General features: G+C 48.6%; 3 protein-coding genes. All 3 read left to right on the top strand.

The annotated features are described in order from the left end of the window. Positions 1–404: 404 nt before the first annotated feature. Entirely contained in the window at positions 405–1472 is a 1068-nt protein-coding gene (locus AAH187_RS19110; protein WP_342350084.1) for a DUF928 domain-containing protein, read from the top strand. 159 nt (positions 1473–1631) lie between these two features. Next, positions 1632–2168: a hypothetical protein gene (locus AAH187_RS19105; RefSeq protein WP_342350083.1), complete on the top strand. Its 537-nt coding sequence runs from the start codon at positions 1632–1634 to the stop codon at positions 2166–2168. A 422-nt stretch (positions 2169–2590) separates the two neighbouring features. After that, positions 2591–2773 (top strand): hypothetical protein (locus AAH187_RS19100; protein WP_342350082.1); only part of this gene is annotated, 183 nt, incomplete at its 3' end.

Here is a 2773-nt window from a genome sequence, read left to right as displayed (position 1 = left end):
ACGTCTATTCCGGATACAGGGAGTAATGACGTGACAACGATTCCAGGATTAATTACGACCGACTCCCAACAGAATTCTTTCGGGGTAATCGATTTATTCCGAGGTCAACCCTATCGCGGCCAATAACTATAAGTCTTGTTTTAAGGCATTTCGGATTGCTAGCCTTCCGTTTTCTGTGCCTGCTCTAATAAGAATTTCCCGGTCACATCCGTATGCTAAAGAGATTCCGCATGCTTCGGATTGCACAACCTTTTTAAGTTCCCGTAAGGTAGAGACTTGAAATCCTACTTTTATAGCTTACATGTGCGGACATGAAGAGACTCTCTCTGGCAATACATTGCTTGGTGTGGTGTCTTATAGGATTATATCCCCCTCACCTTTGGGCTGCGTCTCCCAATATACTCTTGAGTCGCACACTCCATTTTTCTTCCCCCGACGGCACATCCGTCTCATTAGGTCCGGGAAAATATTACATTGAACAATTCGGAACTTCGGAATTACGACTCACTCCGGAAGGAGACAAACCCACCGTCACCATTCTGGCAGAATCTCTCACGCACGAACAATACGAACTATTTTCGGCCATGGCCCTCACTCGTCCTCAAAAAAATGATGAATTCCTGATTGAACTTTTGCTCCCAGGAGGTATTCGCCTGGAAGCCCGAGGATCGACAAAAGCTCCGCCTGATCACACAAAAATCGCCACGACGGCAACTCCTGCTTCTCCCCCTCCCATTGTTCAGGAAGAGGAAGCCCCGATAAACGGCACAATTCCCGCAGTCATCTCACCCCAAACTCATCTGGAAAACAGCGGGGCTTCTGCGCCACATTCCCCGGAATCCCCAAGCCTGGAGAACACCCTGCTCTATCATGCTCCCGACTCACCCTCTCCGGCCACCAGGGTCGTGGTGAATGAGTCCCAACCCGGACGAGAAACGGTATATCTTTCCGTTCTATCTCCCGACCATATTGGATTGACCATGTTCGAACAGCCTGCCCTCTTTTGGTTTATTGCCTACCCCACTTCCCAACCCGTCGATGTGATGATTACGGATGAAAGCCATACCCAAAGGCTTCTGGACGTCCGCATGCTTCCTCCTATTCAACCTGGCATTCATAAGGTAGACCTGAGAGATTATGGGATCAGACTCCAACTCAATACGACCTACCAGTGGAAAATCGTTCTTCAGGGCTTAAATCCAGGAGAAAGCCATACAACCAGCGGGTGGATCATGCGGGTCACTCCTCCGGACAATGTAACAACCTTTGCCAATCTCCAACCCATTAATACGACTCCTACTGAACCACTACTGGAAGCAGGTCTCTGGTATGACGCCATCTGGGCCTTATCAGAACGCCTTCACACCAATCCTGCCGACACCCAGGCTCTCACCCAGCGAGCCCATCTTTTTGAGCAAGTTGGTCTCCTCCCGCCGGCCAAACAGGATCGTGCCCACCTTCCTCTTCCCTAGAAAAAAATGGTCAACAAAAGCCCGTCTTGAGTATGATTTTAGGGATTTCCATTTCCCCTTACTGGAAAAAGTGCTCAAGGAAAATTCCGTATGGACAACAATTCTGAGATGCTTCACCTGTCTTCAAAGGGTAGACTTTTGACACCAAGGAGGTCTTTCATGCGAAAAACGTTATTGACCCTCGCAACCATTATGTTGATTTCTCAATTTTCGTTGGCTATGGCGGCCGATCCAAATCTCCAGCAGATTCAACCCCGTCAAATGCCCCAGCAAGGAAGCGGAAATATTCCACAACTTCAACTCACCCCGGATCTTCTCTACAAACAGATCACGGCACTACAACAACAAATTGCCAACCTTCAAGGGCAAGTCAATGCACTCCGATCGGTGATTCAAGTTTCCCAAAATGGCACAACCATTCAGGCGGAAAACCTTGTCGTGACTGCTGGAAACACGCTGACCCTGTTGTCTGGCAAGGGGACCAATCTGAACGCTGGAGATAATTTGACCCTCAGAAGCGGGAAAGACCTGTCCTTACAAAGCCAGAAAGATGTCATGGCTGAAGGCGCCGCAAGAATAAAGCTTAAAGCCCCACAAATAAATTTCAATGACGGCACCCAGCCTCTTGCCATGGTCGGAAGCACAGTTTCCGGAGGGAAAGTCATCAACGGAAGTGTCAGCGTCTTTGCCAAATAATGAGTCTAGCCATTCCTCCAGGTTCAATTGGCAGGCAGAATAAAAAATGTGTCGCCTCAAGGTGAGATGATCTCGCTTTGCACGTTACAGGTAATACAGGAAGACGGAGGGAGTAGGAGATAAACAAAACGCTCACGGAATAGTTTCTGCGGAAAATGACCGAAAGCTCAGGAACCGCGATCCCTTCGAAAGAGTGGACCACTGAATGGCTGACCCTAGAGAGAGAAAAGATGGCTCCATCTAAAGGTGGTAGCTGGCTTTTGGAGGAATCCGCCGTTAGGGCATCGCCGAATGAAACAAATGAATGACCCATAGAACGACCCACACAGAAGAAACAAAATGGATTTTATACCTTCGGACCAGTGGGAAGCAGCGCTCGCAGTTCGCCTTGTCCGACGGGTCAAGTTGTACAAGGAATTGTTGTGCGATCAGGTCCATTTGTTGATGGCGGGAAGTTTTTGGGGCCGAGACGAGATTGGTTCACCGTCCAACAACAGGCTCGATATCCTAATAACGCTTATACCAAATCCTGGATTGCGGAAATTCTGCAGATGGATATTAAGAAGAACCACGCTATTCTAGACAGCAGCTTAATCACCCATTTG

Source organism: uncultured Nitrospira sp., from assembly GCA_902500695.1.
Lineage (GTDB): Bacteria > Nitrospirota > Nitrospiria > Nitrospirales > UBA8639 > Nitrospira_E.
Note: the sequence above shows the minus strand (reverse complement) of the source record. Positions and strands in the feature narration are given on the sequence as shown.